The sequence below is a fragment of the Aliihoeflea aestuarii genome, from assembly GCF_024105665.1.
Classification (GTDB): domain Bacteria; phylum Pseudomonadota; class Alphaproteobacteria; order Rhizobiales; family Rhizobiaceae; genus Aliihoeflea; species Aliihoeflea aestuarii.
Genome location: NZ_JAAAMK010000002.1, coordinates 635940 through 659492, shown reverse-complemented (window position 1 = coordinate 659492; position 23553 = coordinate 635940). Strand labels below are relative to the sequence as shown.

The window sequence follows — 23553 nt, the reverse complement described above, 5'->3', positions numbered from 1 at the left end:
GCGGAGCCGGGTTCTGCCGGATGACCGGGCGCGCCTGTGACATTCTTTTTTCGACGCAGGGAACATTGGCCCCGACCGTCGCTTCGGAGGCAGGATCACCGATAGGTGACCGCTGAAAGAAAGGGACCTGTTGATGGCTAAGGAAAAGACACTCGAAGACCTCTTCCACGACACGCTCAAGGACATTTACTACGCCGAACGCAAGATTTTGAAGACGCTGCCGAAGATGGCGCGGGCAGCGCAATCGGACAGCCTCAAGGCAGCGTTCGAAAAGCACCGTGAGGAGACGGAAGGCCATATCGAACGGCTCCAGCAGGTGTTCGAACTTCTCGGCAAACGTCCGCAGGGCAAGACCTGCGACGCCATCGAAGGCATCGTCGCCGAAGGCGAAGAGATCATCGACGAGTTCAAGGGAACGGCCGCGCTCGATGCAGGTCTGATTTCGTCCGCACAGGCCGTCGAGCACTACGAGATGACGCGTTACGGCACGCTCAAGCGCTGGGCGACCGAACTTGGACTCAACGATGCCGCAACACTTTTCGATGCGACGCTGAAGGAAGAAACGAAAACCGACAGCGACCTGACGAAACTGGCCGACGCCTCGGTGAACCAGCGCGCCAAGGCAGCCTGACATTGGTGAAAAAGGGCAGCGTATACGCTGCCCTTTTCCGTTCATGTGAACACCACGCAACAGCCAGCGAGAGAGCAAGCCATGGAAAAGAAGTCGCAAACCGTTACGATCCACGATCAGAAGGTCGAGCGCGGAAACGGCGGAGAGCTGCATCAGTTCGCCGATGGTGACACGCCGCTGCTGACCACCGCGCAGGGCGGGCCTGTCGCTGACGACCAAAACACGCTCAAATACGGCGAGCGCGGACCCTCGCTCATCGAGGATTTTCATTTCCGCGAGAAGATTTTTCATTTCGACCACGAGCGTATTCCCGAGCGCGTGGTTCATGCACGCGGCTACGGCGCGCACGGCTATTTCGAGACCTATGAATCGCTTGCGAAGTATACCCGCGCCGACATCTTTCAGCGCGCGGGCGAAAAGACGCCCGCCTTCGTGCGGTTCTCGACGGTGGCCGGGTCGAAAGGCTCCTTCGACCTGGCGCGCGATGTGCGCGGCTTCGCGGTCAAGCTCTACACGCAGGAGGGCAATTGGGACATCGTCGGCAACAATATCCCGGTCTTCTTCATCCAGGATGCGATCAAGTTTCCCGACATGGTCCATGCGGTGAAGCCGGAGCCCGATCGCGGCTTTCCGCAGGCGCAGTCGGCGCATGACAATTTCTGGGACTTCATCTCGCTGACGCCGGAATCCATGCACATGATCATGTGGGTCATGTCGGACCGAGCTATCCCGCGGTCGTTCCGCTTCATGCAGGGTTTCGGCGTCCACACCTTCCGCTTCCTGAACGCCGACGACGAATCCACCTTCGTCAAATTCATCTGGAAGCCGAAACTCGGCATGCAGTCGGTCGTTTGGAACGAGGCGGTTAAAATCAACGGTGCCGATCCAGACTTTCACCGCCGCGACTTGTGGGACGCCATTCAGGCTGGCGACTTCCCGGAATGGGAGTTGTGCGTTCAGCTCTTCGATCAAGACTTCGCCGACAATTTCGATTTCGACGTCCTCGACGCGACGAAGCTTATCCCGGAAGAAATACTCGCGCCCATTCCGGTCGGTCGGCTCGTGCTCGACCGCATGCCCGACAATTTCTTCGCCGAGACCGAGCAGGTGGCGTTCATGACGCAGAACGTGCCGCCCGGCATCGATTTTTCCAACGATCCGTTGCTTCAGGGTCGCAACTTTTCCTATCTGGACACCCAACTGAAACGGCTCGGCTCGACCAACTTCACCCATCTGCCGATCAATGCGCCCAAATGCCCGTTCCATCACTTCCAGCAGGATGGGCACATGGCGATGCGCAATCCTGTGGGACGCGCCAACTATCAGCCTAATTCGTGGGGCGAGGGGGCGCGTGAGCATCCCGCTCGCGGGCATCGCTCCTACCGCGACGAAGTCGAGGGGCCGAAGGTGCGCCTGCGCGCTGCAAGCTTCGCGGATCACTACAGTCAGGCGGGGCAGTTCTACAACAGCCAGACGGCTCCCGAGCAGGAACATATCGCCATGGCGCTCACCTTCGAACTGGCGAAGGTCGAGACGCTCGTCATTCGCGAGCGCATGATCTCGCATCTTCTCAATATCGACGAGACGCTGGCGACGAAGGTCGCCGACAAGCTCGGCATCAAGGACATGCCGGAACCCGCCGATGCCGCCGTCGCCCCGCGCGACGACCTGCCGGTGTCCGACGCTTTGTCGATCCTGAAAAACGGGCCGGACAGTTTCAAGGGACGCAAAGTCGGCGTTCTGGTCACTGACGGATGCGACGCCGGACTGTTGAAATCTCTTCACACGGCGCTGACCGCCGAGGGCGCCATGATGGAAATCGTCGCGCCGAAGGTCGGCGGCGTCGAAGCCGCCGACGGGTCTTTCATCGAAGGCAACCAGATGATCGATGGTGGGCCGTCGGTGCTCTTCGACTCCGTCGCGCTGATCGTCAGCGAGGAGGGCGTCGAGCGCTTGCTGGGAGAAGCGACGGCGCGCGATTTCGTCGCCGATGCCTTCGCCCATTGCAAGTTTATCGCCCATGTCGAGGCGGCACAGCCATTGTTCGAAAAGGCCGGCGTCCAGCCCGACGAAGGCGTGATCGCCATTTCCAGCGCCGCCGATATCGCAGGCTTTATCGAAAGCTGCCGCAAGCTGCGGCTTTGGGCGCGCGAAAAGGCGGTGAAGCTTTAACGATGAAGGAAACGCCGCAAATGACAGATCGCTTCAAAATGCAGGATCCGCGCACGCAATATCCCGCGCCGCCATTTCCCGACCAGCCGCAACCGATGCCCGGCCTGGCGGGCAGAATGGAGCCTGTGCCCGACCATGGCGAGGAGAGTTACCGCGGTTCCGGCAGGCTTGAAGGGCGTAAGGCTTTGATCACGGGCGGAGATTCGGGCATCGGCCGGGCAGCCGCGATTGCATTCGCGCGCGAAGGCGCGGACGTCGCCATCTCCCACCTGCCGGACGAAGAGGTCGATGCCGCTGAAGTCGTCGCGCTGATCGAAGCCGAAGGGCGCAAGGCGGTTTCACTGCCGGGTGACGTCATGAACGAGGAATGGTGCCGCGAACTCGTCGAAAGGGCGGTGTCCGAACTTGGCGGTCTCGATGTTCTCGTCGTCAATGCCGGCCGCCAGCAATATCGCGAAAGCGTGTTGGAAGTCTCGACCGAGGACTTCGACAAGACCATGAAGACCAATCTTTATGCGCTTCACTGGATCGTAAAGGCCGCAGTGCCGCATCTGCCGCCCGGCGGCTCGGTCATCACCACGGCGTCAATTCAGGCGTATGAGCCGTCTGAAATCCTGCTCGACTACGCGACCACCAAGGCAGGCATCACCGCTTATACGAAGGCACTTGCCAAGCAGCTCATCGAAAAGGGCATACGCGCCAATGTCGTCGCACCCGGGCCGTTCTGGACCGCGCTGCAACCCAGCGGCGGTCAGCCTGACGAGAAGGTCCGGAATTTCGGCGGCAACAGCGATTTCGGCCGGCCGGGACAACCCGTAGAGATCGCGCCCCTCTATGTGCTCCTCGCGTCGCAGGAAGGCAGCTTTCTCAACGGCGAAGTGCTCGGCGCAACGGGCGGCAAGGGTATCGCCTGACACGCACTAACGATCGAAAGGAACTTCGTCATGACCAGTATCCTGCGCGGCCTCGCTGCAGAAATTACCCCCGAATGGATGACGCCGAAAGCAGTCGAGCCTGATCCGCGCGAAGAGCCGGCCGACAAGCCGATGCCGTCCCCGACATGGAAGCCGGAAGTCGAAAAGACGCCGCTCGATCCGAAGGCAAGACAAGGGCGAATTCGACAAGGATCGCTACGAGACCGATGAAACAGAGCCCCATCCTGGATAGACGCCAAAACCGGAATAACGCCGGTGAGCCATGGTCCTAGTACATGCCAACTGCGACAAGGCACAGGCAGCGGATTGAAAAATTGAAATGCCTCGTGCTCAGTAAGTTCTTGCGAAGCCGGGATTTCGCTCACGATGGCGCACTCCTTCATACGCAGACTCAAAACCGCCCCGAAGCGGTTTGCGACTTGATCCTGACGTACATTTGATGAAACACACATCTGTCAAATGTTAGATTTGTGTGTTGGCGTGTTTGGGGAGAGTCGAATGGGCGACGACAAGATTTATGATGAACTGAAGAAAGAATGGCTCAGCCGGATCGCTGAAGAAGATGTGCCGCACAAACTGACGAAGCTGGCAAAACAACTTGATAAAGAGGTCGTCGCTGCTCCGATAATCGAAGCGAAGGATAGCCGGGACGATCAGCCTGCTAATTGATCGTCGTCTGTTGCCCGTCCTGCCTCATCATGAGCGGCCCGACAGGCTCACCAAGTTCGGCAGCCAGCTTGTTTCTTGCCCTGCTCAAGCGGCTTTTGATCGTGCCCATCTCGCAATCGCAGATCCGGGCAGCCTCTTCGTAACTGACGCCCAGAACACCGACCAGTATCAACACCTGCCTGTGAGTTTCAGGCAGACGGTGCAGGGCCTGTTGCAATTCGCGTCCGCGACACGACCATTCCTGCGTAGGCGCCATGATCGGCATGGCTGACACACAGTCTTCGGAGCCGGTTGGTTCGCGACTGCTTTTCTTGGTGCGCGTGTAGAACGCGTTGCGCATGATCGTGAAAAGCCACGACTTCATTCGGGTGCCCGGCGTAAATTGGTGCAAATTGCCGATGGCTTTTACGAGCGTCTCTTGGACAAGATCATCAGCTTCGTCCGAGCTGCGATGAAAAGTTCGAGCGAAAGCCCGCAGTGCCGGGATGAGCGCGACGATGCCGTCGCGTTCGTCGTCCGGCTCCTGCCGGAGCGGGGTGTCGTACATGAGCAGCCTCCTGATCGTTGACAATGGAAAGCTGATCGGAACGTTCCGTGAAATGCGTGCCTGACTGGCAGGGAAAGAGAAAAAGTGAAACGCCGCCATCGGGCTTATTTCGCTGTGGGTTTCTCCAAATGTTCTTTGCGGTAAGCCGGGCGTGTGCAAAGTCGATCTTACAATCACTCATACTGCAGCATCACGCGGCTCCTCGCCGGGCATGGCCTGGCCCATGAGTCGAAGCATCGTGGCGAACGAGCAGATGGCGAAAAAAACCTCTCGTAAGGACGAACGCTCCGGCCGAACCCAAAAATCATCCGCGGGGCACGAGGTGGTCGGTTCCACGCTCCGGATCGATGCTCTCGACCTCGCCCGAAAAGCGAAATTGACTTTGCCGTGCTCGATGTCAATCGGGCCGGGGCTCAGTCTTTTCCCATAGCCGACACTCTGCGAAGGCGGCATCCCGTTCGTGTTCGCATCCAGTTACGGGTCCTGCTGACGTCCCTATTGCGATGATCGAAGGGACTGCCACGCGACGCGGCCTACTACGGGTAACTGCGAGCGCGAAAGGTCTTTCCTCTCGCGCTCCGCATTCGTTACGCGCTGCGCCTCTGGCCCTCGTGCCTGCCTTCCTCGAATTCCTCGACGATCTTGGCGCAGAAGGCCGGCAGGTCGTCAGGGTTGCGGCTCGTGACCAAACCTTGATCGACGACAACCTCTTCGTCGATCCATTTCGCACCAGCGTTGACGATATCCGTCTTCAAGGTCGGAAATGAGGTCAGCGTGCGCCCTTTGACGACGTCAGCCTCGATAAGTACCCAAGGGCCGTGGCAGATGACGCCGACAGGCTTTCCGGCCTCGAAGAACGCGCGAACGAACGAAACCGCATCTTTATCGCCACGAAGCTTATCGGCGCCGACGCTGCCGCCCGGAATGACGAGGCCATCGAACTGGTCGGCCGCTACCTCCGAAACCGTATGATCGACATCGTAGGATCCTCCGGCGTCAAGGTCGTTGTTGACCGTCTCGGCCTGTCCGCTCTTCAGTCCAACCACGGTAACGCTCGCACCCGCCTTCGTGACAGCCTCCTTCGGCTTTACGAATTCCGGTTCTTCCGTGCCACGCGGTGCGATCAGGATGGCAATCTTGCGTCCCTGCAAAGTCATGTCGATCTCCAATTTGCGTATGATGTGATCCCGAACCTTTCAATCGCCGCGATGTTCCAGATTGCGGCACATGACGGCGGTCACAACCCTTGGAGTACCTTGTCGAACGTTGCTCCTTCGTGGCGTTCGCCGTGGATGTTCAGTTCGGTTTGCATCGAAAATAACTCTTTATTGGCGGCGCTCATGCGTCGCGTACTTGCGTTTGCGGTTGGGAAACCCTGTCGTTCGCCAAACCTTGCGTTTCATGAATCGGACATTTGTTGAAAGCTTCGCGATACTCGGCCGAGTGCTTGTAGGTGCGACGGCGGGAGCGGTTGATGTTGCCGAGAGGCCGGTGCGCCTCCAGGCCGGTCCACACGCTGAAGCGCATAAGCTCGTTAACCGTCTCGACCTGGTTGTGGTCCCAACTGTCCTGAGGCACTGCCCGGCTTGGTCCCTATCAAACCCCAGCCCCCGAAAGGTGTTCCCGAATTGTCCGGATCACCTTCCCGCGAGCACGCATCCTAATGGAACGAGCCAAGCCCTCGCCGTGTTGGTCACCACAAGCAGGGAGACCATTATGGCCGACGAACTGACCTACCACCCTTACAAATCGCCAACAGGCGGGTGGGGATCGGTTAAATCACTGATCAGCAACTCGCTCGGCCAGCATGCGGTCGGCACCGCGCCAGACCTGCTGCGCCATCACAACAAGCTTGGCGGCTATGCCTGTACGAGTTGCGCCTGGGCGAAGCCCGCAAAGCCGCATACGGCCGAGTTCTGCGAGAACGGCGCGAAGGCGACGTTCTGGGATTTGACCTCGAAGCGCACGACGCCGGAATTTTTCGCAAAACATACGGTCGCGGAACTGCTCGGGTGGGCCGATCATGATCTTGAGAACGAGGGCCGCTTGACGCACCCGATGCGCTATGACCGGGCAAGCGACACCTATCGGCCTGTCGAATGGGAGGAGGCATTTGCCGAAATCGGTACGCACCTCAAAGGCTACGATCCCGAAAGCGTTGTCTTTTATGCGTCAGGCCGGGCCTCGCTCGAAACCTCCTATATGTATGCGCTGCTGGCTCGCCTCTACGGCAACAACAATCTCCCGGATAGTTCGAATATGTGCCACGAGACGACCTCCGTGGCGCTGCCTCAGAGCATCGGGACGCCGGTCGGAACCGTGCTCCTGGAAGATTTCGAGCACACGGATTGTATCCTGTCTTTCGGGCAGAATGTCGGAACGAATTCGCCGCGACTGCTTCATCCTTTGCAGGAAGCGCGCAAGCGCGGAGCCGAAATTCTCGTCTTCAACCCGTTGCGCGAGCGCGGCTGGGAAGAATTCGCCAATCCTCAAAAACCCGGCGAAATGCTTTTGAACAGCGGCACGCAGATCGCCACGCAATATCATCAGGTCCGCACCGGCGGCGACATCGCCGCCATGGTCGGCGTTGCCAAAGCACTGTTCGCGCTGGACGACGACCTTCGACACAATGGCGCGAGCCGCGTGGTCGATATCGATTTCATCACCGAACACACGCACGGCTTCGAAGCGTTCGAAGCTTATATACGCCACCAATCATGGGACGACCTCGAGCGTGAAGCCGGGCTTGACCGAACGGCGATGGAAGAGGCCGCCACCGCCTATGCCCGCTCGAAGGCGACGATCGCCATCTACGGTATGGGGCTGACCCAGCACAGGCTCGGCGTCGACAATGTGCAGATGCTGGTCAATCTCATGCTGATGCGCGGCAATATCGGAAAGCCGGGCGCAGGTATGTGTCCGATTCGTGGCCACTCCAACGTGCAGGGCCAGCGTACGGTCGGCATTTCGGAGAAGACCGAACTCGTGCCGCTCGAAAAACTGGCCAAACAGTTCGGCTTTTCGCCACCGATGAAGGACGGCATGAACACCGTCGAAGCCTGCGAAGGCATACTCGACGGCAGGGTGAAGGCATTCATCAGTCTCGGTGGCAACTTCGTGCGCGCTATTCCGGACACCAATCGAATGGAAGCAGCATGGCGCGGTCTCGACCTGTCGGTGCAGGTGGCGACGAAGCTCAATCGCAGTCACCTCGTCACCGCCGGGTCCAGTTACATCCTGCCCTGTCTCGTACGCACCGAGATCGACGAGCAGGCCCGTGGCAAGCAAGTCGTCACAGTCGAGGATTCGACCGCCTGCATCCACGCTTCGCGCGGTGTCGCGACACCCGCCAGTAAACAGCTCTTGTCCGAACCCGCCATCGTCGCCGGTATCGCCAAGGCAACGCTCGCGCCGAACCCGGATGTGACTTGGGACGAATGGGTTGGCGATTACGGGCTCATCCGCGATGCGATAGCCACCACCTATCCGGACGCTTTTCACGATTTCAATGACCGTCTCGATACACCGGGCGGCTTTCCGCGCCCCATCGGCGCGCGCCAGCGCAAATGGGAAACCAAGACGGGCAAAGCAAACTTCGTCCTGCCGAAAGCCTTGCAGGCGACCTTCGACAATGGTGAGCAGGATGTGATGCGGCTGATGACAATCCGTTCAAACGATCAGTTCAACACTACGATCTACGGATATCACGACCGTCTTCGCGGCATCGATGGCTCGCGGATGGTGGTTATGATGAATGAGCACGACATGGAACGTCTGGGTCTGAACAACGGCGATGTCGTGGGGCTCGAAACGGCCAGCGACGACGGCGTCACTCGCAGAGTGGTCGGCCTTCGAGTGCTGGAATTCGACGTGCCGCGTGGCTGTGTCGCTGCCTATTATCCTGAAACCAATCCACTCGTTCCGCTTTACCAGTATGCCGAAGAAAGCAAGACGCCAGCCGCTAAATCGGTGCCGGTGAGGGTGCTGACTGGTTAAACGACGATCATAGCATAACCCCCCGAAATCGAAGGAGCGAAAGTCGCCGCAACGCCGAACGAGACAGTGTGCCGTTACGCCTCGGAGGGCTTTCGTATAGGAACCGTATCGGTCCGGGCAGCGGCCCATGCCGCACGATCGCTAGGTCGGCAGGACGATCGCCGCCCTGAGACCAGGCTCGCGCTGCGACAGGACAATATCGCCCCCGTGCTGGCGCGCGATGGCGCGGGAAATCGACAGGCCAAGGCCTACACCTCCGGTTTCGCGCGAGCGCGACCCCTCCAGACGAAAGAAGGGCGCGAAGACGTCTTCCATCTTGTCGACAGGTATGCCGGGACCATTGTCGTCGACCAGAATTTCAACGGCCGCGTTTTTCGTTTCAAGCCGTACCTCTGCGCTGCCAGCGTAGCGCACGGCATTTTCGACGAGGTTGCGGATCGTACGACGAAGACCGTCCGGTCGGCAGCGATAATTGACGCGCTCTCCCGCGATGAACCGCACGGACAGCCCGAGTTCAGCCAGATCGTCGCAGACGGTTTCGACGAGCGCGGACAGGTCGATCGTGCGGGTTTCTTCGAGGGTTGCTTCCTGACGGGCCAGCGCAAGCGTCGCCTCGGTCATCGTCTGCATTTCGCTTATCGTGTCGAGCATGCGTTCCTGGAGTTCGGCATCCTCCACGAGTTCCGCGCGCAGGCGCAATGTCGTCAGCGGAGTTCTCAAATCATGGCCGATAGCGCCCAGCATCCGCGTCCGATCCGTCACGAAGCGGTGCAGCCGATCCTGCATCAGATTGAACGCCTCTGCTGTCCGGCGGATATCTTCAGGTCCGCTTTCGCGAAGCGGCGTCACGGCCTCGCCTCGTCCAAGCGTTTCGGCGGCTTTCGTCAACCGGCCGAGCGGACGTGAGATGCGTCGTACCGTAAGCGCACCGATCAGCGAGACCAGCACGGCCGTTAGCGCAAGCGAGAAGGGCAGGTGCGTCGACCAGATCGAGGGCATCCTCTTGTAGTAGGCGATATTGAGCGCCCGGCCATCGCTGAGCGGCACCATCAATCCGGCTCCTCCTCCTCTGGCGAAGTCGAGAGTGAGCGCTGAGTTCGAACCACCGGCGCTTTCGGGCGTTGCAGATGTCCAGCTTGATCCGGCAAGGAACAGGTCCGGTTCGGCGCCTTGGGGAATCGGGCTGGAATAGGACGATCCGATATTAGGCACTTCCGCCTCAGAGCCGTTCAAAAGCGCGCTCAGCGGGACTTCGAAGCGGTGAAAAGCCTCCTCAACCCAGTCGTCCAGCGAAGTCGCAGGAGCCGCGGAAATCCAGAAACGGGTATAGTCCGTGCTGTTGACCCGCGCGATATCGTCCTCAAGCCCGGCAGGAACCGTCTCGACCAGCCGGGCAACGGCCTCGGATCTACTGCCGAGCTCCGTGCGCACAGTCGTATAGAGGTCGGAACGGAACTTGCCCCAGGAAATGCCAAGACCGATGAACTGCGACACGAAAAGCGCGAGCAGCATTGAGGCCAGAAGCTGGGCAGACAGGCTCTTTTGCCAGAACGTCAAAAGACGCATCATAGCGTGCAAACCTCTGGCACGAAGCTGTAGCCATCACCGCGATAGGTCTGGATGATCGTCGGGTTCTTCGGATCAGCCTCAATCTTGCGACGCAAGCGGCTGACCTGATTGTCGATGGAACGATCGAACGGATCGGCCTCGCGTCCTACGGTCAGATCGAGCAGCTGATCGCGGGTAAGAACCATTCCCGGACGTTCGACGAACACCTTCAACAACCGGAATTCGGCTGTCGAGAGCGGAACGCCGACGCCATCTGCGCCTTGCAGCTCGCGCCGCGCGAGATTCAGCATCCAGCGATCAAAACGCATGGAACCGACACGGACCGCTGAGCGCTGCGGCGGAAGGCTGTTGGCTCGGCGCAGAACTGCTTTGATGCGTGCCAGGAGTTCGCGCGAGGAGAACGGCTTGGTCAGATAGTCGTCCGCCCCAAGTTCGAGGCCAATCACGCGATCCGTCTCGTCCGTTTTTGCAGTGAGGAAAATGATCGGCACGCCGCTGCCTGGTCCGGCGCGAAGTTCGCGGCACAAGGTGAGGCCGTCCTCGCCCGGCATCATGATGTCGAGCACGACGAGATCAGGCGCACCGCGTTCGAGCAGGCGTCGTAGCGCAGCACCGTTCTCCACGGTGGTGACGCGGTAGCCTTGCTGCTGCAAGTATTTGCCGACGAGCTCGCGAATATCACGATGATCATCGACAATGGCGATGTGTGGCACTGGCTCCATATCAGCCTCTGATGCTGAAACTATGTCGTCTTATATATTCGTCCCTCGGCGAATGCTCCCTCGAAAATGTAACCGTTTGTATCGGGGTGACGGTGCTTCGCGCCGGTGGGCTTCTTCTTGATACAATTTAATACAGAGCGACACGCTGCTGGCACAGGTTTACGACGCATGCGGTCTAGCTTGAGCCTCGAAGCAACGGGGCATCCCCAACCGGCACGGGCAAGCAGATGCCTGACGCGGACCTCCGTCCCCCTTTGCTTCCGGAGGCGCGCTGTGGCCGGTCGGCCCGCGCGTCTCCGCCGATGATTTCGCAGCACCCGTTCTGGAGATCGCATGGTAGCGCTGACCGTCAACAACATTCCCATCGACATCGAGGGCGCGGACGACAAGCCGCTCCTTTGGGCGTTGCGCGAAGACCTTGGGCTACTCGGGCCCAAATATGGGTGCGGCGTCGCTCAGTGCGGCGCCTGCCGCGTGCTCGTCGACGGCGAATCCACGCCCTCGTGCATCGTGCCGCTCGGTAGTCTGGCCGGCGCGTCGGTGGTCACGATCGAAGGGCTACCGAGCACGAGCGGCGACCTTTCGATCGTCCAGCAGGCATGGGTTGACGAGCAGGTGCCGCAATGCGGCTTCTGCCAGCCCGGCTTCATGATCGCGACAACGGCGCTTCTAGCACGCACGCCGCGGCCGACGGACGCCGAGATCGATGAGGCAATCACCAATATCTGCCGCTGCGGGACCTATCCGCGCATTCGCCGCGCGATCCATCGCGCTGCCGACGCACTTTCGCAAAGCTAGGAACCAACGATGCCCCGTATCATCTCCCGACGCGGCTTCCTTTTGACGGGTGCAGCTCTTGGCGGCACCGCCCTTGTCGCCGCCATTGGCGGTGTCGGCTATCTTGCCACGGTCGATGTGGACGGCCTTAACGGCTTCGTCGATGGCGACAGTGCTGTTCTCAATGCATTTCTCACCATCCGTGAAGATGGCCGAGTGGTCGTTCAGGTGCCCCGCACGGAAATGGGGCAGGGTATCCATACCGGGCTTGCCATGGTGGTGGCCGAAGAACTGGACATCCCTTTCGACGAACGCATCAGCGTGGAGTTTCCAACCGAACCGCTGCCGGCCTATTCCAGTTGGTCCAACGTGCTTCAACAACGCCCCGAAGAGGCGAGCGGCCCGATCGTATGGGTCGGGCGGCGTGTCCTCGGCCAGCTTGGCTTTATCGCGACCGGCGCGTCGGCGTCCACGATGTCGCTATGGCATCCGATGCGCGTAGCGGGGGCCTCGGCCCGCCAGATGCTTATCGATGCCGGCGCTGCGCGCCTTGGCGTGCCGGCTTCGCAATTGACCACCGGCGAAGGTTTCGTGCGGCACGACGCTTCGGGTCGCAGCCTTTCCTATGGCGATCTTGCCCGCGAGGCTGCAGTTCTGCCGCCTCCTGCTGAGCCCGCTTTGAAGCCTGCATCCGACTGGCAGATCATCGGCACGCGTCAGCCGCGTGTCGATGTGCCTGCCAAGGTTCGCGGCGAGCCGGTCTTCGGCATGGATGTCGTCTTGCCGAATATGCTCCATGCCACGATCCGCCAGGCGCCGGTCTTCGGCGCGCAAATTGTCAGGATCGCCAACGAGGCCGAAGTGCGCGCGCAACCAGGTGTCGAGGACGTCGTGATCGTGGACGGGCGTCAGGTTGCGATCGTCGCCGACTCCTGGTGGCGAGCCGAACAGGCCGCCTGGCTCCTGGACGTCCAATGGACGCAAACGGAAGCCGACGGCGTCGACAGCGCGGGCATGGCGGCGCGACTGCATGCGGCTCTCGACAGCGAAAGCCCTTACGAGAACATCAATGACGGAGACGCGGAAGCGGCAATCAATGGCAACGCAGATACCTTGGTCGAAGCCGAATACGAGGTTCCGTTTCTGGCGCATGCCTGCATGGAGCCGATCAACGCGACCGTTCTGGTGCGCGATGACGGGTCGGTTGAAGCATGGGTGCCGTCGCAGTCGCCGCTTTTCGTGCGGACAGGCATCGGCCGCGGTACGGAATGGGCCGGGTTGCGGCCGTCCTCGATCACTTGCAACATCACCATGAATGGCGGCGGTTTCGGGCGACGCAGCGATCCTGACATTTCCGCGCAGGCGGCATTCCTTGCCGCACGTCACGTTGGCAGACCTGTAAAGCTGATCTGGTCGCGTGAGGAGGACATCGCCCGGGGGCTTTTCCGCACCCATGCGGCTGCGCGTCTCCGCGCAGCGCTCGGACCGGACGGTCTTCCCGTCGCCTATGACGCACTCGTCGCAGCGCAATCCGTCGTCAATGCCATCACCAGCCGCAATGCGCCCTTCACTGCCAGTTCCGATGGGGATCGCCTCACGGTCGAAGGGCTGGACAAGCTGCATTACGCCATTCCCAACCGGCGGATGCGCAGCCAGAACGTGCCCAGCCACATGCCCATCCACGTCTGGCGCTCGAACGGCTTCTCGTTCAACACCTTCTTTTCCGAAAGCTTCATCGACGAATGCGCGCTGGCTGCCGGGGCGGACTCTCTGGACTATCGCCGAGCGATGCTTCGCGAAAACCCGCGCCATCTTGCCGTGCTCGATCGCGTCGCGGCAATCGCCGGATGGGGTACACCCATGGCCTCCGGGCGCGGACGCGGCATCGCCATCGAGGAGTGTTATCGCAGCGTCGTAGCGCAGGTCGCCGAAGTCACCGTGGCCGACGATGGCGAGATCACCGTCGACCGCGTCTATTGCGCAATCGATGTCGGATTGGTGATCAACCCCGACGCCGTGATCGCCCAGATGGAGGGCGGCATCATCTTCGGCGTTACATCGACGCTGAACAGTGCCATCACGCTCGAAGCGGGCGCCGTGGTGGAATCGAACTTCCATGACTTTCCGATGCAGCGAATGCACAACGCGCCCGAAATCATTGTCGAGATCGTCGAAAGCGACTTGCCGCCCGGCGGCGCTGGCGAGCCCGGCATCGTGCCGGTTGCCGGTGCTATCGCCAATGCGATCCATGCCGCCACCGGCCGCCGCCTCCGATCACTTCCTCTCGCAATCACCGAAACCATCGGCGAGCGGCGGACACGAACCGTTCTGCCCGCATAGGCCTTCCCGATCACGCAGCCTAAAGCCCGCACCACCAGGCAACCCAGGAGCCCGTCATGACCAAGCGTTGGACCACTGAAGACATCCCCTCTCAGCGAGGTCGTACTATCGTCGTCACCGGCACAGGCGGCCTTGGTTTCGAGGATGCGCTCGCGCTGGCTCTGGCAGGAGGAGACGTCATCATTGCGGGGCGCGACCCGAAAAAGGGCGCTGCGGCGGTGGCCAGCATCAAGAACGCTTACGGTCTTGCCACGGTGAGTTTCGAGCCTGTCGATCTCGCGAACCTGGCTTCGGTGGAAGCCTTCGGCAGCCGCCTTGCTGCGCAACGAAACAAGATCGATGTCCTGATCAACAATGCTGGCGTCATGACACCGCCGCGCCGCGAGGTGACCCGCGACGGCTTCGAGCTTCAATTCGGGGTCAACTATCTTGCCCACTTCGCGCTAACGGCGCATCTTCTGCCGCTGCTGCGCAAGTCGAGCGCGCCGCGCGTGGTGACGCTTTCCAGCATCGCCGCGCGGAACGGCCGGATCGACTTTGACGATCTCCAGGCCGAACGGGACTACAAACCCATGTCCGTCTACAGCCAGTCGAAGCTCGCCTGCCTCATGTTCGCCTACGAACTGCAACGGCGCAGCGACAACGCGAATTGGGGGATCACGAGTATCGCGGCTCATCCCGGCGTCTCCAGAACCAACCTCCTGCACAATGCGCCGGGTCGCTACAGCGTGCAGGGCATCGCCCGCTCCGCGCTCTGGTTCCTTTTCCAGCCAGTGGCGCAAGGCGCTCTTCCGACCCTTTTCGCGGCGACCTCACCGGATGCGCGCGCGTCCACATATTACGGGCCGACAGGGATCGTAGAGGTTCGCGGCTTTCCCGGCGAAGCAAAGGTGCCGCCCGCTGCCCGTGAAAGGCATGTCGCCAGCAAACTCTGGGACGTGTCCGAGGAACTGGCCGGGGTCACCTTCGGCAAAACGCCAAACGCTGTTCTGGTCGATTGAATATGGACACGTTCGGAACTCTCGTCACCGGCATCGCTGCGTTGAATGCCGTTGGTTTGCTCGTCACCGCTTTCGCCGAACGCAGAGCCGGACAGAGCCCGGCCACACCGCTGCCCGACACCAAGATGCAGCCGGCGCGTCTGGATCGCATCCGGGAAACTTTCCGCTTCTTCGGCGCGTGGCTCCGCTCGCCCTTGCGTGTAGCAGCGATCGCTCCCTCCAGCACAGCTCTCGCCCGGCTGATGACGGCGGAAATCTCGGGTTCGACCGGTCCGGTGATCGAGCTTGGACCGGGCACCGGCCCCTTCACGCGCGCACTTCTGGCACGCAGTGTCCGTGAGGAGGACCTTGCACTCGTCGAGTTCGGCGAGCCTTTTGCCCGGGCTCTTTCTCTTGCCTTTCCGCATGCTCAAACGCTTTGCATCGACGCGGCGGAGTTGGACACGGTCGACCTGTTCGGCGGCCGATATGCCGGAGCCGTCGTAAGCGGCCTGCCGCTCCTATCGATGCCGGAAAAGAAGGTCGAGGCAATCTTGCGGTCAGCCTTTGGCAAACTGTCGACCGACGGCGCGTTTTACCAGTTCACCTATGGCCCCCGCTGCCCGGTTTCGCTCGCCGTACTGGAGCGTCTTGGCCTCAAGGCAGAACGCATCAGCGGCACATTCGCCAATCTGCCTCCCGCATCCGTCTACAGGCTCCGACGCGCCGCCGCTTTTGTTCCTCAGTTGCCCAAAGCTGGCAATTGAACCGGGCTAGTTGAAACACACGTCACGCAATTTTCCACCTTATTGTGACAGAGACAAAGAGTACCAATGACCAAAACGTCCGAGACACATGACGATTCCCGCCGCAATTTTCTGACGCTGGCGGCCGCTGCTCCGGCCACTCTTGCACTCGCAGGAGTAGCTTCTGCCCAGACGTCTGCCTCCGCCCCGAGCGCTTTGCCCGGCGCCGGTCGCGCCGCTGTCATCACCGGTTCGTCTCGAGGCATCGGAGCCGCCACTGCCAAACGCCTTGCGCGTGAGGGATATGCGGTGACCGTGAACTATCTGACCAATCACGATCTGGCCGCTGAAGTCGTCGCCGACATCGAAGCGGCAGGTGGCCGGGCCATCTTATGCCAGGGCGATGTAGCCGATCCGGTCGCTCTGCGCGCCGTGTTCGACGCCAATGACGAGGCTTTCGGTGGCGTGGATGTGGTCGTCGCCAAAGCTGGCATCATGAATGTCGGTCTATTTGCCCAGACAACCGATGAAGCGTTCGATCGGATGATGGCAACCAATGTCAAGGGTTCGTTCAACACGTTGCGCGAGGCCGCACGCCGCACCCGCGACGGTGGACGGATCATTGCACTGAGTTCCAGCATCATTCGTCAAACGCCCCCCGGAACCGGCGCTTATGCCGCAAGCAAGGCAGATCAGGAGATCTTCGTTCGCGCGTTATCGAAGGAACTCGACGGGCGCAGCATATCCGTCAACGCCGTGTCACCCGGCGCTGTCGACACGCAACTGCTTCGTCAGCATGGAGAGGATGCGCTTCGTGGCATACCGGAGGCAACGCCTTTGGGTCGTCTGGGCGAGCCTGAGGACATCGCCGACGTCATCGCGATGTTGTGTTCCGAAAGTGGGGCCTGGATCAACGGCCAGAATGTTTTTGCCAATGGCGGAATTGCCTGACACTCCCCGGGGGGACGTCGCGTGTGAAACCGCGCCGACCTTGCCTGCCGGACAAAGCGGGTGACGATCATCATGATGAAATTGCCGAACACGCGCAGGACGTCCTGGCCGCCTGGCTGGCATGGCGAGAAACTGGCGACGCAGCGCTCGTTGTCATAACGAGAACTGAGGGCGGCGGCGTTAGGGCACCAAGGCAATGATGGCTGTGGCAGCCAATGGCGGGCGGTCAGGGACCAGAAAAGATCGCTCGGATTCAGGGCCGGTTGGATTGCTTCCCTCGATGCGCGACGCATCGATGCTGGCTCTGTCCATACTCGCCGAGATCGCAGCGGTCTGGACGGAAACTTGTACGGCGGAACCTTGTCCCTTAGCAACAGTCGCGACGGCTTGACCGGCCCGTTACGGCCGATTGATCTACGATACGAGTAACTAAAGGCGGGCGGCGCATTTGCCACCCGCCTTTAGTGGTTGCTTCTAATCCGCTAATCGGGATTAGCTCACATCAGGCCGGTTGAAACGGCATCTGCCGCAGCCTTGTACCGTTAAGGGCGAAGACGGCATTAGATACCGCTCCCCCTGTCATCGGCACGCCGAGTTCGCCCGCGCCGGTCGGCGATTCCGATGACGGAATGACGTGTACGGTGATTTCGGGGATATCCGCCATGCGCAGCAAATCGTAGTCGTGGAAATTCGACTGCTCGACCATCCCACCGCTTATGCTGATGCGCTCGCGCAGCAGACCGGACAGGCCGAACAGAATGCCGCCCTCGACCTGCGCAATCAGATTGTCGGGGTGGATGACTGTGCCAACGTCCACTGCTGCCCAGAACCGGTGCACTTTAATGCGGCCGGTATCGTCGTCGACGGAGACTTCGGCTACGCCCGCTCCCCTGCTTGCCTTGTATCCGGCAAAGGCAAGGCCATGCGCGCGGCCTTCGGGTGCGTTGCCGAAATCCGACATGCGCAACACCTCTTCGAACACTGCAAGGCCACGAGGACTGTCTGCAAGAAGGCGGCGGCGATAGTCAACAGAACCGGGGGCGCCTGTGTCGGGCGCCCCCGGTTTTGCGTTTGACGGCCCACGCGAGGCGCAACGCCTCATCGTTCGCGGATTTGTCGCGCAGGGCTGGCCAGCTTAACGAACTCGAAGTCCCGCGGAACATGTCCTGCCGGGACGGCTGATCATGGCCTCTTCGCCTCGAGATCGAGAAGGAACGCGGCCAAATTTCCTGGGCCGGTCGGGCTTCAAGTGTCTCAGTCCGTGTCAATACTCGGCCCGTCGCACCCCTCGCGTCTGCACCGATACAATTCGGTACAGTACGCGACACGCGCGGCACAGTCCTGCGACAAGCGCCGTCTATCCCAATTATCGAAACGGGCTGCATTCCGACCTCGCTGAAGGCGTCTGGCATCGATCGACGGTGCAGTATCGACTTTCTATCCCCTCCGATCCGTTTCGCCCCCTGGAGGGGAACATTCACCAAGGAATAAAGACTATGAAACGCATTACTGTTGCCTCCTGTTTGGTACTTGGATTGACTGGATCAGCTTTCGCCGAGCCGCCATATACGGTGGGCGATTACAGCGCCTCCGTACTTGAGGAGCTTAATCGCGACCGCACCGTCCCGGCTTTTCGAACCGGCTCGACGGTGGACGAGACGCTGACGACAGCGTCGATCGGCGAAGAATCTGCCCGTAACGTCACGCGCACTGAGGGTGCTCAGCCACCACTCAGCAACGTCTCCATCCCGGTTGAAAACGGCGGGCGCTGATTAAAGCGCGGTCACGAACAACAGAGAGATCAGCGATGCCCATGCCATGGGCATCGCAAAGCAGGATGCCTGTGTCGGAGAAAGGAATAATTTCTCCGCATTCCAAGCCATCGCTCTGATCCACAAGGCGGCGACAATCACAATTCAACTGGTTTAGCTGGAGGTTAGCCATGAATTTCAAGGTACTTATTATCGGGTCTACATCCGGCCTGGCGATCGCATCGGTCGCTCAAGCGTCCGACGCCATTATTTATGCCGAACCGGAGCCGGTCGAATACGTTCGCACCTGCGATGTATAAGGCGCCGGCTTCTTCTATATACCAGGAACGGAAACGTGCCTGCGCATTGGTGGGGAAATTCGTTATCAGGTTGGCGCGACCAGCGACAACCAGGTCAACCTGCTGCGCGCCGCCGCCGAACGCACAAAGGAAGCGACCTGGCGGCGCATAGGCAAACTCCTCGACCTCTTTCCGGCCGCAGAATGCGCCAACTACCTCAAAATTCAGGATATGGTGCAGCGTAACGTCATCACGATCTAAATTACGACAGTCGCGGGATTCCGTCAGGATGAGATCGAGGCGGCGCCGCTCCAGTTACTCGCGTCGCTGCCGGAACCTGCCGTTCTCCTAACTTCTGCTCAACGGCAGAGCCGTGCCGACAGCGGACTGTTCGCTTTGCCATTTCGAAAAGGTCAACTGCTATTTGTGATGAGACATTTGGGGGAGCACTTTTTGTAACACTCTCGATCATTCCCCGTTTGAAATTCTATTCATTACGTCAGCGTGAAACATTCCTGAAAAAATCCGCATAGTTGGCGTAAACTACCAATGCCCAGTTCACGTCACTCGAAGCCTTTTATCAGGCTCATGCGCAGAACGGCACATGAGACGATTATTCGGTCACAGCCGCACCTATGAACCTCAAGTTTCTCGAAACCTTCCTGTGGGTCGCTCGCCTGAAGAGCTTCTCGGCGGCGGCCGATAAGCTGAACATCACGCAGGCCGCTGTCTCGGCGCGGATCGCCAGCCTCGAGGATGAGCTGGGCGTTCGTCTGTTCGAACGCGAGGGCCGTAGCGTCCAGCTTACGTCGCATGGCATAAAGGCCCAGGAACGCGCACAGACGATCGTGTCCCTGGTGCGCAATTTCGTGGCGGAAGTTTCGAATCCGGAAAGCCAGCGCGGCACCTTGCGGCTCGGGGTGATCGACACGATCTCGCTGAGTTGGCTGGTCGAATTGATCGATATGGCGCGCCTGCGCTATCCGAATGTGCGCTTCGAGCTTTATGTCGACACCAGCCTCGCCATCAATGACATGCTGCTGCGAAACGAACTGGACATCGGCCTTCTGATGGGGCCGGTCATCGGCCAGAATATCCTCAATCTGGAGCTGTGTCGCTATCGCTGCTCATGGGTCGCTTCGCCGGTCTACGGGCTGGGTGGGCGACCTGTGACCATAAGGGAACTCGCGGCGCATCCGATCATCTCGTTTCCTGCCGGCTCCAAGCCGCATGCCTGGCTGGCAAGGCTTCTTCTGGCAGCCGGCGCCGAAACGCCTCTCGTATTCGAATCGAACTCGCTTGCAACCAAGGTAAGGCTGGCGCGCGACGGTATCGGAGTGGCCGCCCTGCCCACTGTACTCATCGAGGAAGAGGCGGCTGCAAAGGGGCTCGAGATTCTCGACGTGACGCCGGATTTTCCGCCCCTTCTCGTTCACGCATCCTATGTAGACGACGGTCATTCCATCCTGCCCGGCAGCATCGCCATGATGGCTGTGGAGGTTGCAGCGAACTACGTGGATAAAAAGAAAAACTTTATGGAAAAGGCCGGCAACCCAACATGATCTACAAATTTATTTTGTAGATTTGGAAAAAAATTTCGCGTTGGACAGACCGCATCATCCTGCATCACCCTCCTGCCGATACGGAACCTCATGGGATGGAGAAACATGAAGATCGTCCAAATCCAGATGAACAGCCAGGGCGATAAGGCTGGAAATCTTGCCGACGCGGCCCGACTTTTTGACGAGGCAGCCCAGGAAAAACCGGACATCGTCGTCCTCCCGGAATACTGGGCCTTGCTCGGCAACAGCCCCGATGAATTCCACGCCAGCGCCGAGACGTTCCCCGATGGTGACGCATATGCGCTCATGAAGGCGAAGGCGGCCGAGCACGGCTACTACGTCCACGGCGGCTCCATCGTCGAGAAGGATGGAAATTCTTTCTACAACACCACCGTCGTGTTTAACCGGTCCGGCGACGAGGTTGCCCGCTACCGCAAGATCCATCTTTTCGATGTCGACGTTCCCGGCGGAGCGCGCCACCGCGAGAGCGAGACGATCGCCCGCGGCGAGGATGTGGTGACCTATGAGGTCGACGGACGCACTGTGGGATGTTCCATTTGCTACGACATCCGTTTCCCTGAACTGTTCCAGGCACTGCGCGACAAGGGTGCTGAAGTCATCATGCTTCCCGCAGCCTTTACGCTGATGACGGGCAAGGATCACTGGGAGCTTCTGGCTCGCGCACGCGCAGTCGAAACGCAGACCTATTTCCTTGCGACTGGTCAGTTCGGCACGCATGCGGATGGCAAGAAGGCCTGCTACGGCCACACGATGGCCGTCAATCCGTGGGGGCATGTGATCGCGCAGGCCGGCGATCAGGTCGGTCTTGCCGTCGCGCGGCTCGATTTCCCCTACCTGGAAACGGTCCGTCAAAACCTTCCCGTCGCTAACCACCACGTTCTTTGAGAGCAGTCAGCATCATGTTCGTCATCAATGAACTTCCCCCACAGATTCCCGCAGAGACGATCGACCTTTTGGAAAAGGTCGAGACCGCAACGGTCGGCCATATCCTTCATTCAGGCTTCGTCGATCCGCGCCTGCGCGCGGTCCTGCCTGAAAAACGGGTTGCCGGCACGGCGGTAACCCTTCGCATTCCCGGAGCCGATTCCACCCTTTTGCACCACGTCCTGTCGTTGGTGCGACCCGGCGATTTTCTGGTCATCGATCGCTGTGGAGACACGCGCCATGCCTGCTGGGGAGGCGTCGTCACCCACGCGGCCAAGCTTGCGGGTATCAAAGGTGGGGTGATCGACGGACCCGCGACCGATTTCTCGGAAGTGCGCAAGGTCGAGATGCCGCTCTGGTGCGCCGGCCCGTCGCCGATCACCACCAAGCTTCTGGGCCTCGAAGGTGCGTTCAACGTGCCGGTCAGCGTCGGCGGTCAGACCGTCGAGCCGGGCGATGCGATTCTTGCCGACGAATCCGGCGTCCTGGTTCTGAAGCCTGCTCAAGCCCGTTCGATCGCCGAACGCGCCATCGCCATGCAGGAGCGGGAGATCACGCTTCTGGAACGCCTTCGAAATGGAGAAAAGCTTCCCGTGATCTCCGGTGCGACCGACAAGATCGTGGCGGCAAACGCAACAGGCTGACCGGCGCAGCAAAAATCGCCGGATTCGGAACTCAGGCTTCGACAACAAAAATGGAAGGTGGGCCGGATGGCGCCGCCTTAGGGGAAACAAAAATCAACAACGGGAGAGTGCGCATGAAAACGAAACTATTGATGGGCGGCATCGCCGCCCTGGCCTTTATGCAGTCCCTCAACGCCGCACAGGCACAGTCAGGAGAAGTAACGATCGCGTCCTATGACGGCATATTCCAGACCGAATACATGGATACCGTCATCGCCGCGTTTGAAGAGGCATATCCCGACATCACGGTAAACTACTACCCGATGGCGAATTCGGCAGCCACGCTCGGCACATTGCGTGCGCAGCGCTCAGCCCCGCAGGTCGATGTCGTAATTTTCGATGTCTCGGTCGCCAAGGCCGCCACCGATGAAGGCCTGCTTGCCGAACTCGACCGTGACGCTGTCACCAATCTCAACGATCTCTACGACACCGCCTTCACCGAAGGCGTGAACGCGGCTGCCGTCACATTCGACAATCTCGTTCTTCTTTACAACACCGGCGCCATCAGCGAGGCGCCGACCAGTTGGGAAGCCCTCTGGGACCCCGCGCGCGAAGGACGTGTGATCATTCCAGCCGCACCTGACATTCAGGGCGTCGCCTTGACGATCATTGCGAACCAGCTTGCCGGGGGAGAATCCTACCTGGACGGGCTCGATGCGGGCGTGGAGAAGATGGCCGAACTCGCGCCGCTCGTTCAAACCTGGGAGCCGACGCCCGATCCCTACCAGCCGATCATGAACGCACAGGCTGATATCGGTATCGGCTGGAATGCGCGCGGCCAGATATTCTCGGATCAGTCGAACGGTTCGATGGGCGTCGTCATCCCTTCCGAAGGATCAGTGTACCAGATTAACGTGATCGGCACGGTCGAGGGCAGCGCCAACGAGGAAGCCGCCAAGACCTTCATGAACTTCGCGTTGTCGCCGGAGGCGCAAGCCCTCTTTACCGAGCGCATGTTCTACGCGCCCACCAACGAAAAATCCGAGCCGTCGACTGAAGCCCTCGATCGCACGGCCGCCACCCCTGAGCGCATGGAAACGATGATAGATATCAACTGGCTTGAGGTTGCACAGTTCCGTGAGGCGCTGACCGAGCGCTGGCGCCGCGAGATCATTCCGCGCAGCCGCTAGGATACGACTGCATATCGCAGGTTCGTGCCTGCGATATGCTCTTCCTCATCCCGACGTGATAGCCTGCCGGCACTCGTGCAGGAGGCAAGCCCGAAGGCCGAACGGTCCGCCACAGAGCAGATCGTTACGAAGCCGCACAGGCAGGAGA

At 60.3% G+C, this 23553-nt stretch carries 21 protein-coding genes and 2 pseudogenes; 17 read left to right on the top strand and 6 right to left on the bottom strand.

The annotated features are described in order from the left end of the window. Positions 1–133: 133 nt before the first annotated feature. The 5 genes from GTW25_RS07570 (at position 134) to GTW25_RS07550 (ending at position 4407) form a co-directional block, all read left to right on the top strand. Positions 134–631 carry a YciE/YciF ferroxidase family protein gene (locus tag GTW25_RS07570; protein ID WP_252911377.1) on the top strand — a complete coding sequence of 166 codons (498 nt, stop codon included), beginning with the start codon at positions 134–136 and terminating at the stop codon, positions 629–631. An 81-nt stretch (positions 632–712) separates the two neighbouring features. Further along, positions 713–2803 carry a catalase gene (gene katE, locus GTW25_RS07565; protein WP_252911376.1) on the top strand — a complete coding sequence of 697 codons (2091 nt, stop codon included), beginning with the start codon at positions 713–715 and terminating at the stop codon, positions 2801–2803. A 20-nt stretch (positions 2804–2823) separates the two neighbouring features. Further along, positions 2824–3717 carry an SDR family oxidoreductase gene (locus GTW25_RS07560; protein WP_252911374.1) on the top strand — a complete coding sequence of 298 codons (894 nt, stop codon included), beginning with the start codon at positions 2824–2826 and terminating at the stop codon, positions 3715–3717. Between the two features lie 30 nt (positions 3718–3747). Beyond that, positions 3748–3948 (top strand): hypothetical protein, encoded by a 201-nt coding sequence (locus GTW25_RS07555; RefSeq protein ID WP_252911372.1) that lies wholly within the window; start codon positions 3748–3750, stop codon positions 3946–3948. 288 nt (positions 3949–4236) lie between these two features. Continuing rightward, the gene (locus tag GTW25_RS07550; protein ID WP_252911371.1) at positions 4237–4407 is read left to right on the top strand and encodes a hypothetical protein; all 171 of its coding nucleotides are present in this window, start codon (positions 4237–4239) and stop codon (positions 4405–4407) included. Here GTW25_RS07550 and GTW25_RS07545 read toward each other — a convergent pair. From GTW25_RS07545 to GTW25_RS20665, 3 genes and pseudogenes are all read right to left on the bottom strand, one after another. Further along, complete coding sequence (locus tag GTW25_RS07545; protein WP_252911370.1) at positions 4400–4954, bottom strand: sigma-70 family RNA polymerase sigma factor; 555 nt, start codon at positions 4952–4954, stop codon at positions 4400–4402. The genes GTW25_RS07550 and GTW25_RS07545 overlap by 8 nt on opposite strands. Before the next feature lie 587 nt (positions 4955–5541). Beyond that, positions 5542–6111, bottom strand: coding sequence for a type 1 glutamine amidotransferase domain-containing protein (locus tag GTW25_RS07540; RefSeq protein WP_252911369.1), 570 nt, complete (start codon positions 6109–6111; stop codon positions 5542–5544). Positions 6112–6292: 181 nt separating this feature from the next. Further along, positions 6293–6535, bottom strand: a pseudogene (locus tag GTW25_RS20665) (hypothetical protein); the annotation flags it as partial. Positions 6536–6670: 135 nt separating this feature from the next. On the opposite strand from GTW25_RS20665, the gene GTW25_RS07530 reads away from it, so the two are divergent. Further along, positions 6671–8950: an FdhF/YdeP family oxidoreductase gene (locus GTW25_RS07530; protein WP_252911368.1), complete on the top strand. Its 2280-nt coding sequence runs from the start codon at positions 6671–6673 to the stop codon at positions 8948–8950. Between the two features lie 141 nt (positions 8951–9091). Here the strand turns inward: GTW25_RS07530 and GTW25_RS07525 are convergent, their stop codons facing one another. Next, complete coding sequence (locus GTW25_RS07525; RefSeq protein WP_252911366.1) at positions 9092–10519, bottom strand: ATP-binding protein; 1428 nt, start codon at positions 10517–10519, stop codon at positions 9092–9094. After that, positions 10516–11241, bottom strand: a complete 726-nt coding sequence (locus GTW25_RS07520; RefSeq protein ID WP_252911364.1) for a response regulator — start codon at positions 11239–11241, stop codon at positions 10516–10518. The genes GTW25_RS07525 and GTW25_RS07520 overlap by 4 nt, the downstream gene beginning before the upstream one ends. A 333-nt stretch (positions 11242–11574) precedes the next feature. Here GTW25_RS07520 and GTW25_RS07515 point away from each other — a divergent pair, with 333 nt between their 5' ends. From GTW25_RS07515 to GTW25_RS07495, 5 genes are all read left to right on the top strand, one after another. Next, positions 11575–12039 carry a (2Fe-2S)-binding protein gene (locus GTW25_RS07515; RefSeq protein ID WP_252911363.1) on the top strand — a complete coding sequence of 155 codons (465 nt, stop codon included), beginning with the start codon at positions 11575–11577 and terminating at the stop codon, positions 12037–12039. A 9-nt stretch (positions 12040–12048) separates the two neighbouring features. Next, positions 12049–14358 (top strand): xanthine dehydrogenase family protein molybdopterin-binding subunit, encoded by a 2310-nt coding sequence (locus GTW25_RS07510; RefSeq protein WP_252911361.1) that lies wholly within the window; start codon positions 12049–12051, stop codon positions 14356–14358. A 56-nt stretch (positions 14359–14414) separates the two neighbouring features. After that, on the top strand, positions 14415–15359 hold the full coding sequence (locus tag GTW25_RS07505; protein WP_252911359.1) for an SDR family oxidoreductase: 945 nt from the start codon (positions 14415–14417) through the stop codon (positions 15357–15359). Positions 15360–15484: 125 nt separating this feature from the next. Continuing rightward, positions 15485–16105, top strand: coding sequence for a class I SAM-dependent methyltransferase (locus tag GTW25_RS07500; RefSeq protein WP_252911459.1), 621 nt, complete (start codon positions 15485–15487; stop codon positions 16103–16105). A gap of 66 nt (positions 16106–16171) precedes the next feature. After that, a complete protein-coding gene (locus GTW25_RS07495) occupies positions 16172–17035 on the top strand; it encodes an SDR family oxidoreductase (protein WP_252911358.1) in 864 nt (287 codons plus the stop codon). 502 nt (positions 17036–17537) lie between these two features. Here the strand turns inward: GTW25_RS07495 and GTW25_RS07490 are convergent. Then, entirely contained in the window at positions 17538–17996 is a 459-nt protein-coding gene (locus GTW25_RS07490) for a molybdopterin cofactor-binding domain-containing protein (RefSeq protein ID WP_252911357.1), read from the bottom strand. Between the two features lie 535 nt (positions 17997–18531). On the opposite strand from GTW25_RS07490, the gene GTW25_RS07485 reads away from it, so the two are divergent. From GTW25_RS07485 to GTW25_RS07460, 6 genes and pseudogenes are all read left to right on the top strand, one after another. After that, entirely contained in the window at positions 18532–18807 is a 276-nt protein-coding gene (locus GTW25_RS07485) for a hypothetical protein (RefSeq protein WP_252911356.1), read from the top strand. A 170-nt stretch (positions 18808–18977) separates the two neighbouring features. Continuing rightward, positions 18978–19193 (top strand): annotated as a pseudogene (locus GTW25_RS20660) (porin); the annotation flags it as partial. 527 nt (positions 19194–19720) lie between these two features. Beyond that, positions 19721–20647 (top strand): LysR family transcriptional regulator, encoded by a 927-nt coding sequence (locus GTW25_RS07475; RefSeq protein ID WP_252911354.1) that lies wholly within the window; start codon positions 19721–19723, stop codon positions 20645–20647. Between the two features lie 105 nt (positions 20648–20752). Continuing rightward, positions 20753–21553, top strand: coding sequence for a carbon-nitrogen hydrolase family protein (locus GTW25_RS07470; RefSeq protein ID WP_252911352.1), 801 nt, complete (start codon positions 20753–20755; stop codon positions 21551–21553). A 14-nt stretch (positions 21554–21567) separates the two neighbouring features. Then, positions 21568–22236 (top strand): RraA family protein, encoded by a 669-nt coding sequence (locus GTW25_RS07465; protein WP_252911350.1) that lies wholly within the window; start codon positions 21568–21570, stop codon positions 22234–22236. A gap of 113 nt (positions 22237–22349) precedes the next feature. Then, positions 22350–23405 carry an ABC transporter substrate-binding protein gene (locus tag GTW25_RS07460; protein WP_252911348.1) on the top strand — a complete coding sequence of 352 codons (1056 nt, stop codon included), beginning with the start codon at positions 22350–22352 and terminating at the stop codon, positions 23403–23405. Positions 23406–23553 lie beyond the last annotated feature (148 nt).

Coding starts and splice junctions, on each gene's coding strand:
- GTW25_RS07570 (WP_252911377.1), top strand. CDS start 134: ATGGCTAAGGAAAAGACACTCGAAGACCTCTTCCACGACACGCTCAAG.
- katE (WP_252911376.1), top strand. CDS start 713: ATGGAAAAGAAGTCGCAAACCGTTACGATCCACGATCAGAAGGTCGAG.
- GTW25_RS07560 (WP_252911374.1), top strand. CDS start 2,824: ATGACAGATCGCTTCAAAATGCAGGATCCGCGCACGCAATATCCCGCG.
- GTW25_RS07555 (WP_252911372.1), top strand. CDS start 3,748: ATGACCAGTATCCTGCGCGGCCTCGCTGCAGAAATTACCCCCGAATGG.
- GTW25_RS07550 (WP_252911371.1), top strand. CDS start 4,237: ATGGGCGACGACAAGATTTATGATGAACTGAAGAAAGAATGGCTCAGC.
- GTW25_RS07545 (WP_252911370.1), bottom strand. CDS start 4,954: ATGTACGACACCCCGCTCCGGCAGGAGCCGGACGACGAACGCGACGGC.
- GTW25_RS07540 (WP_252911369.1), bottom strand. CDS start 6,111: ATGACTTTGCAGGGACGCAAGATTGCCATCCTGATCGCACCGCGTGGC.
- GTW25_RS07530 (WP_252911368.1), top strand. CDS start 6,671: ATGGCCGACGAACTGACCTACCACCCTTACAAATCGCCAACAGGCGGG.
- GTW25_RS07525 (WP_252911366.1), bottom strand. CDS start 10,519: ATGATGCGTCTTTTGACGTTCTGGCAAAAGAGCCTGTCTGCCCAGCTT.
- GTW25_RS07520 (WP_252911364.1), bottom strand. CDS start 11,241: ATGGAGCCAGTGCCACACATCGCCATTGTCGATGATCATCGTGATATT.
- GTW25_RS07515 (WP_252911363.1), top strand. CDS start 11,575: ATGGTAGCGCTGACCGTCAACAACATTCCCATCGACATCGAGGGCGCG.
- GTW25_RS07510 (WP_252911361.1), top strand. CDS start 12,049: ATGCCCCGTATCATCTCCCGACGCGGCTTCCTTTTGACGGGTGCAGCT.
- GTW25_RS07505 (WP_252911359.1), top strand. CDS start 14,415: ATGACCAAGCGTTGGACCACTGAAGACATCCCCTCTCAGCGAGGTCGT.
- GTW25_RS07500 (WP_252911459.1), top strand. CDS start 15,485: ATGCAGCCGGCGCGTCTGGATCGCATCCGGGAAACTTTCCGCTTCTTC.
- GTW25_RS07495 (WP_252911358.1), top strand. CDS start 16,172: ATGACCAAAACGTCCGAGACACATGACGATTCCCGCCGCAATTTTCTG.
- GTW25_RS07490 (WP_252911357.1), bottom strand. CDS start 17,996: ATGTCGGATTTCGGCAACGCACCCGAAGGCCGCGCGCATGGCCTTGCC.
- GTW25_RS07485 (WP_252911356.1), top strand. CDS start 18,532: ATGAAACGCATTACTGTTGCCTCCTGTTTGGTACTTGGATTGACTGGA.
- GTW25_RS07475 (WP_252911354.1), top strand. CDS start 19,721: ATGAACCTCAAGTTTCTCGAAACCTTCCTGTGGGTCGCTCGCCTGAAG.
- GTW25_RS07470 (WP_252911352.1), top strand. CDS start 20,753: ATGAAGATCGTCCAAATCCAGATGAACAGCCAGGGCGATAAGGCTGGA.
- GTW25_RS07465 (WP_252911350.1), top strand. CDS start 21,568: ATGTTCGTCATCAATGAACTTCCCCCACAGATTCCCGCAGAGACGATC.
- GTW25_RS07460 (WP_252911348.1), top strand. CDS start 22,350: ATGAAAACGAAACTATTGATGGGCGGCATCGCCGCCCTGGCCTTTATG.